This is a genomic window from Bradyrhizobium yuanmingense (genome assembly GCF_900094575.1).
GTDB classification, from domain to species: Bacteria; Pseudomonadota; Alphaproteobacteria; order Rhizobiales; family Xanthobacteraceae; genus Bradyrhizobium; species Bradyrhizobium yuanmingense.
The window spans coordinates 1-6685 of sequence record NZ_FMAE01000057.1 but is presented as its reverse complement, the minus strand read 5'-3'; the positions used below and the strand labels follow the sequence as shown (position 1 = coordinate 6685).

Sequence of the window (6685 nt, the reverse complement as noted above, 5' to 3'; positions counted from 1 at the left end):
TCCTCGGTTTTCACTGGCACCATCATCTGAACCACTCCTTTTCCTCGGCCGGTCGAAGCGGTCGAGCCCCCCGGGGCGAGATTCGGGTCTCTTGTCCGTCGACGCTTGCGCTCCGTACGTTCCTCGTCCGATGTAAGGCGCATCGCCCGCTTGTCGAACCGAGCCTGCCACGGCTGGCAACGAGCCGGCGGCCCCCAACTTTATCTTGTCTTGCAATGCTTGACTTCGTCATCAGGGACAGCCGGTTCACCGCTTGCGTCTGGCAAGGCTTCGCAAGGAAGACGCGATTTGCCGCCGCTGATTTCGGTCAGGTCCTGGGGGGAGCGACCGAGCAAACCGGAGCATCTGATGGCGCAGTTGAACGAGCTGCGAGACGCTGTAGCCGATTTGTTTGTCTGTTCGCTTGCGCAGAAGTGACGACATGACATCGACCATGGCCAGGCGGCGCGCTGACTTTCCTTCACCGAGAGCTACGGAAGTCATATTGAAACCTGGCTTGGCGCCTTGCTGGTCAATATTGCTCACTCGCAAGTAAATGTGCTGAATCCGGCGAGCCGGAAGCATACGCTTCGGTCGCTGCCTGCCTTCAGGATATTAGGTCAGCCTATGAAATGCCGGGGGCAATGCTTCTCGAACCAGTTCACTTAGATCCAAGGTCTCGCCACTTTCGGAAATGTCAGAGAACAGGACCTCCACGAAGGGATGTTGGCGGTTGAACGCGGCACCTCGCTCGTACTTCGCGCGCACAATCCGTTGGAGTGCGGGGAGGTTCAGTCTACCAAGCGCATTGTATTGATCTCGGAAAAGACTTTGACGTCCTCCAAGATGCTCGACGGATTCCGCCCAGACGTCCATCACCTTCCGGCTCATGAATGCCTCGACCTGCTTGTTGCCATCCCGTGCAATGAGTCGGAGCCCGTCCATCGTGTGCGGTCCTTCATCGATTCGAAAGCGCGCAAGTGGCATGGAATCCTCCTGTTGTCGGCGACCTATTCAGGCCGGCAGCCTGTCGCGGGGCGTTGCACTCAATTGGCCCGATGGTCCGATCAGACACACAGGATATGGGTATGGAAGCGTCGAATAGCGAGGGGGTGCAAAGCAGGGCCCGCAAGGAGTTCGGGCGCTGCCTAACTCCATGGTGAGCTATATTGACCAGCGCGTCGTGCCGCCGGGTCGGCATACTTCCATGCTCCATCGTAAAGTCGTGCCACGCGCGGGGCGACCGTCGCTTCGCCCGAGAATGCCTGCTGATGGGCGCGCAATGAGCCGCGCCCTTTGGAAAGTGGCTCTTCCCTAGAATTGCGAACAATCAGGGAGTAAATTCTGCCCAATAGGGCCGCTGCCGCAAGGTCTGGCCGGCAAGGAGCAACCGTTCGCCGCTTGGTCAAGAAAGCCGTTCCCTGGCAGCCGATCGAAGCGAACAAGTTTGGTCGATTCAAAGGAGTCCACGCGTGGCGAAGCCGTCCAAGGACACGTTCGATCCCCAACATTTTCTCGGCAAGGTGGGCGCCGGCAAAGCCATTCTGACGTTTCGCAAGAACCAGCATGTGTTTCAGCAGGGCGACGCTGCTGACTCGGTGTTCTACATTCAAAGCGGCAAGGTCAAGCTGACGGTCGTTTCGGAGCAGGGCAAGGAGGCAGTCGTCGCCATTCTCGAGCCCGGTCAGTTCTTCGGCGAGGGATGCATGAATGGTCATCCTCTGCGGATCGCGACGACAACGGCGATGGAAGATTGCGTCATCACGTCGATAACCAAAGAAGCGATGATGTCGGCTATCCGTGAAGAGCCGAAATTCTCCCAGCTGTTCATTTCGTATCTCTTGACCCGAAACAGCCGGATCGAGGAGGACCTGATCGACCAGCTATTCAATTCCAGCGAACGGAGGCTGGCTCGCCTGCTGTTGCTGCTCGCCAATTTCGGCAAGGAAGGCAGTCCGCAGCCGATCAGCGCGAGCATCAATCAGGAGACGTTGGCTGAAATGATCGGAACGACACGATCGCGGGTCAGCTATTTCATGAACAAGTTTCGAAGATTGGGGCTCATCAGCTATAACGGCCACATCGAAGTCCACAACTCATTGTTGAGTGCGGTGTTGCACGAGAAGCCTGTGCTGAGAGAGCGCGACTAGAGGGACCGCCCCAAGCGACGGCCCCAGAGCGTGGGGGCGCAATGAGGCCGTCATTTCCTCGGATGCTGTGGGGGGCGTTTGCATCCGGTCGTCCTTACCAAGTTGCGCCACCGACATTCGTTCCGGCAGAAGCTCAACTCGCTTTCGTACGGTCAAGTCGAGTCGCAAGTCCGGGATCATTTCTCTGGGGCGATTCAGGGCTCAGCCTCACTTCATCCTGTGCTCACGAATGGATCTCGTCGGTCCACACCTTGAAGCTGACCAAGGTGTTAGGGCCAAACGTCTGGGTAATCGGCACGTCGGCCGCGTCACGTCCTTGAGCGATCAGAACACGTCCAATCCGGGGGACGTTGTTGCGTGGATCGAATGTGTACCAACGTCCGCCGATGTAGGCTTCGAACCATCCCGCGAAGTCTCCTGGGGCGTAGGGGGGAGGCATGCCGATGTCGCCGAGATAGCCGGTGCAGTATCTGGCGGGAATGTTCATGCAGCGACAGAACGTGATGGCCAGATGCGCGAAGTCTCGGCAAACGCCCTTGCCTTCGTTGAAGACGTCCCGGGCCGTCTTGGTTGCGCGCGCGTGTTCGTAGCCGAATTGAATGTGATTGTGAACGAAATCACAGATCGCCTGAACACGGGCCCATCCGGGCGAGACCTTCCCGAAAAGTTTCCACGCGACATCGGACAGATGATCGGTTTCGCAATAGCGGCTGCCGAGCAGATATTCGATCGTCTCTGCCGGCAAGTCCTCGACCGCGTGTTGGGTAGCCGAGGGCACAACGACGTCCGGCAAGCCGGTGTCGCGAACGATCCCGTCAGCGGCCAGGCGCATTCGACCGGCTGGAGCAACGATGCGGCTGCACCAATTACCGAAGCCGTCACGATAGGGGACGATCGCAACGGAGGGCGTGGTGGTCAGATAATCGGGCACGACGACGTCCGATGCCCGAGAGAAATGAACGCCCAGGACCATGATCATGGGTGTGTGCTGCGGAAAGTCGTAGATCATCTCATAGCCGACCCGGATCTTCACTCGGCGTCCTCCAAAGTCGACAAATTGCCGCGGCTGCTTCGATCTCGATCGTGCCTATCGAGCGTGGCGTTCGGAAGTTCCAACGCGCTGGCGGGGGGCGTGTTCCTGCCTCTTCATTGAGCGACATTACGACAGAGCCGCCGCTGTTTTGACGTTCACGTCCACATCCATCCCAAGCTCGTCCTCACGAGCTCCCCAATAAGTGCCGAACAGGGGAATGGCCTGGCTTGGGACTCTGGCCACCGCCACGCGGATCAGATCGCGGTTTCCGACGATTCCATTGGTCGGATCGAACTCGACCCAGCCGGAGCCGGGGACGTAGATCTGGCACCAGGCATGGGTGGCTCCCCCGCCCAGCCAGACAGGACCATCGCGATCCGGTACGTAGATATAGCCGGTGATAAAGCGTGCGGCGAAGCCGAGGCTTCGTGCAGCTTCAATCATCAAGACGGCAAAATCCCGGCAGGTGCCCTTCCTGCGTTCGAGTGTCGTAGAAGGACTTTGCGTTCCTGGCGCCGTGCGGCGGTCGTAGGCGAAGCCATCCGAGATTGCTTCATTGAGGGTCATCAGGACCTGTCCGGTAGAACGTCTGGTCCCGCGCACGAGAAACGTGTCCAGCCACCTGCCGAGATGGTCTTCCGGGTCTGAGAACCATCTCTGAACATAGGGTGCCAGGTCGGGCGCCTCCTCCGCCTGATACGCAAACGGATGGTCCTTCGCGTGGTCCTCAATTCTGAAGTCGGGCGCATTCTCCGGCGTGTGGTCGACCTTGATGACACACTCGAATCGCAAATTGTCGCTGTCACAGCCAAACTCGACCTGCGCAACGCAATTCCCGAAGACATCGTGCAGCCACCTCACCTCAGAAGGCTCGGGCGTCACATTGAGCGAGAAATCAATCAGTCGCTGGTCGAAACTATCGCGCGGGCGTGCCATCAATTGATGTCGGCCGAGCCTGACCGCGCGCCGGTACCGATATGTCGTGATATGCCGGACGAGGAAGATCGCCATGGTACCGCCGATCGACGAGAGGTGAGAGCTTGCTCGCTGGCCGCTTGACGCGGAGAGCCGGACGATGCTGGGTCCTCTCACGCGCCTCGGGCGTGGCCGATCATCCTACGAATACCAGCTTTGATCTGCCAAGCCTGGAGCGGCTTACCATAGAACTCGCTGCAAGGGGGAAGATCGATGCTCGGCGGGTTCAATTTCTCGGACATCAGGATGACGTCGATTGCCGGCCACCGTCTACGCACGGTGTGCGCAAGGCCTATGCCGTCCATGCTGCCGGGCAGCTGGATGTCGGCGCAAACGAGCGCGATGTCGGATCTGGAGCTCAGGATTGCGAGGGCTTCGTCGGTATCCAGCGCTTCCAACGGCGTGTAGCCGGCGTCTTCCACCATGCCAACTGCGCGCCTGCGGAGCACCATCTCGTCTTCTACGACGAGAACGAAGGCTGGAATGCGTGATGGACCGAACGTCATTGAGACTCACGGCTGCTGTGGGTGCGCACCGATGATCGGCACGCCCCTCCATGGTTCCTGTCGCGCTGCCGCATCCCTTTATCCGTTGAGATGCAATTTCATGATTTCAGAGAGTTGCGCCGCTGCGGCCCGCGGGCGGCTACCATTGAATGAGCACCGCACCAGCGATCACAAACGCGAAGAAGATCGGCAGAACGACCGGCGGCACCAGCCACTCGCGCAGTCCGAATTTGGAGATGTTTGACATATTGACCGCCTCTTGGTCGCGGCGGGAGCACGATGCTCTCAGTCACCGATAACAGCCGGGAAGCACGCGGTGATATTCAAGATATAGTGCCCGTCCGCGGAATAGCGAGGTCAGGCAGAAACTATTTGCTGTGACCGGGGCGAACGGGATTGTAGTTCGCTTTCCACGTAGCCATCTAAGAGTTTGCGAGACCTCAACGCTCTTCCAGCGCCAGGTTTGGCACCTTCGCTCGCAAGGGCGGTCGCAGATCGGCCGTCCAAAAGGCAAATAGCGTCGAGCTGGCAAGGCAAGGAAGTCCCCTTTCCACAACGGATCTGCCCCGGCCACATGATCGAGTTTCCAAACCATAGCCGTTCATACGACCGCACGCGGCGTGCCGTGCGATTCTGGGGACACGATAGCGCCATTGAGGCATCGTTTTTTATCGAAGAAGAAGCGCTGAAGCGAATTCAACCCGATACCGGCTACGACGAGTCGAGCCTTCTCCACGCGTTCGATTCCAATCGGGACTTGATATGCGCCGCCGCAGCCAAGGTGTACGTTCGCGGTACCAGGGGCTCTTACGATCTCGTCGCCGGCAATTTTTGAGCCGATCGGCGCCTTTTAAGGGTTTCGCACCCGAACCAAATGAACCCCTCTGCCTGTGCCTATAGGCAGATGGAGTCTCTTTCTGTTTCAAGGCAGGAGCGTAGCCTTTTCTAGCCCGGCAATGGTCTGCCCCAGAGAGTTGCAAACTCCCTCGAGCAGTGATTTGCACTCGACGCCGGCCGCATCTGGACCGATGGACTGCGGTCCTGGATGTCAAGGAGTGACTGCTAACGCATTTGCTGCAGGCACATGGGTGTCCGCCCCGCTTCAGCAGGTCGGATATGTCCCTCGACCGATCGACGGTGGTACAAGAGCAAATCAATAGTGCGATAAGCCGTCGTTTTTGTTGAATGGGTGAGCGCGGCGGATCCACTATCATATCTGACCTGCCACCGAACTTTCATCCGGCCGCGGTTAGTCGCTTCGGAGACCCCGTGCTTGCGAGCTAGGTCGGCCGTCTTCGCCCCGGCCTCATGCTCAGTCCATATCCGCCCGTTGTTCAGGCGGGCTCCAACAGTCGGTTGATGCACTCGACCACCGTTTGACCACCGAAACCCCATGTACAAATAGCGATAATGGTGGTCAGTCCCGCACGAGATTCAATGTTTTCGTTGATCTTTTCTATTGCTGCTTACGTTCGGACGCAGTGGGCGCCTCGATCAGATCGCAGCCTGGATCAGGCTGCTTGCCGAATTCTTTCCTCCTCCTCGCTGAGGGGCGCTGGCTTCAATTGGAAAAGGCTGACGACTCGTCGGCTTGCCGCGTGACCGAGCCAATCTGACAACGGCCCTTGTCCTACGAGCGACTTACCGAGACCAGAAAACGCAGCCGTACTAATAGCTTGCTGCTGGCTGCGCAGGTGGTCTTCAACCAGCTTGTGTCGAGTGACATAGCCTGCATTCACACCAGGGATCGAATGGTTCATAAGGAGCTTGGCGTCGAATTCGGAAACGCCAGCAGCGGCGGCAATTGTCCGAAATGTCTGACGAAGGTCATTGCCCCATTTCGACAAGATATCTCGATCTTCCTTTGTTTCCGCCAGGTGTCCAGAGGCGCTCTCAGCTGGGAACAACCATTCTTGCGCCTGAGACGGATGTATTTGCCTGCCGAAACGAAGCACTCGAATGAGGCTCAGGATCATCTCCCGAGACAGCGGAATGTCGAACGCTCGCTTGCTGCCTCCCTTGGGCGTCGGGATGTGGAGCGT

General features: G+C 58.5%; 7 protein-coding genes. 2 read left to right on the top strand and 5 right to left on the bottom strand.

What is annotated here, in order from left to right:
- Nucleotides 1-594: 594 nt before the first annotated feature.
- Nucleotides 595-966 carry a hypothetical protein gene (locus tag GA0061099_RS38320; RefSeq protein ID WP_014493191.1) on the bottom strand — a complete coding sequence of 124 codons (372 nt, stop codon included), beginning with the start codon at nucleotides 964-966 and terminating at the stop codon, nucleotides 595-597.
- Nucleotides 967-1451: 485 nt separating this feature from the next.
- Between GA0061099_RS38320 and GA0061099_RS38315 the strand changes: the two genes are divergently transcribed.
- A complete protein-coding gene (locus GA0061099_RS38315; RefSeq protein WP_018642507.1) occupies nucleotides 1452-2129 on the top strand; it encodes a Crp/Fnr family transcriptional regulator in 678 nt (225 codons plus the stop codon).
- A gap of 223 nt (nucleotides 2130-2352) precedes the next feature.
- Here the strand turns inward: GA0061099_RS38315 and GA0061099_RS38310 are convergent, their stop codons facing one another.
- From GA0061099_RS38310 to GA0061099_RS38300, 3 genes are all read right to left on the bottom strand, one after another.
- Entirely contained in the window at nucleotides 2353-3162 is an 810-nt protein-coding gene (locus GA0061099_RS38310; RefSeq protein WP_074448632.1) for a transglutaminase-like domain-containing protein, read from the bottom strand.
- 126 nt (nucleotides 3163-3288) lie between these two features.
- Nucleotides 3289-4173 (bottom strand): transglutaminase family protein, encoded by an 885-nt coding sequence (locus GA0061099_RS38305; RefSeq protein WP_074448631.1) that lies wholly within the window; start codon nucleotides 4171-4173, stop codon nucleotides 3289-3291.
- A 77-nt stretch (nucleotides 4174-4250) separates the two neighbouring features.
- Nucleotides 4251-4643, bottom strand: a complete 393-nt coding sequence (locus GA0061099_RS38300; protein WP_074448630.1) for a response regulator — start codon at nucleotides 4641-4643, stop codon at nucleotides 4251-4253.
- Nucleotides 4644-5217: 574 nt separating this feature from the next.
- Here GA0061099_RS38300 and GA0061099_RS38295 point away from each other — a divergent pair.
- Nucleotides 5218-5478, top strand: coding sequence for a DUF1488 family protein (locus tag GA0061099_RS38295; protein WP_018642512.1), 261 nt, complete (start codon nucleotides 5218-5220; stop codon nucleotides 5476-5478).
- A 676-nt stretch (nucleotides 5479-6154) separates the two neighbouring features.
- Here GA0061099_RS38295 and GA0061099_RS38290 read toward each other — a convergent pair.
- Nucleotides 6155-6685: site-specific integrase (locus tag GA0061099_RS38290; RefSeq protein WP_478209850.1), on the bottom strand; the 531-nt coding region annotated here is incomplete at its 5' end.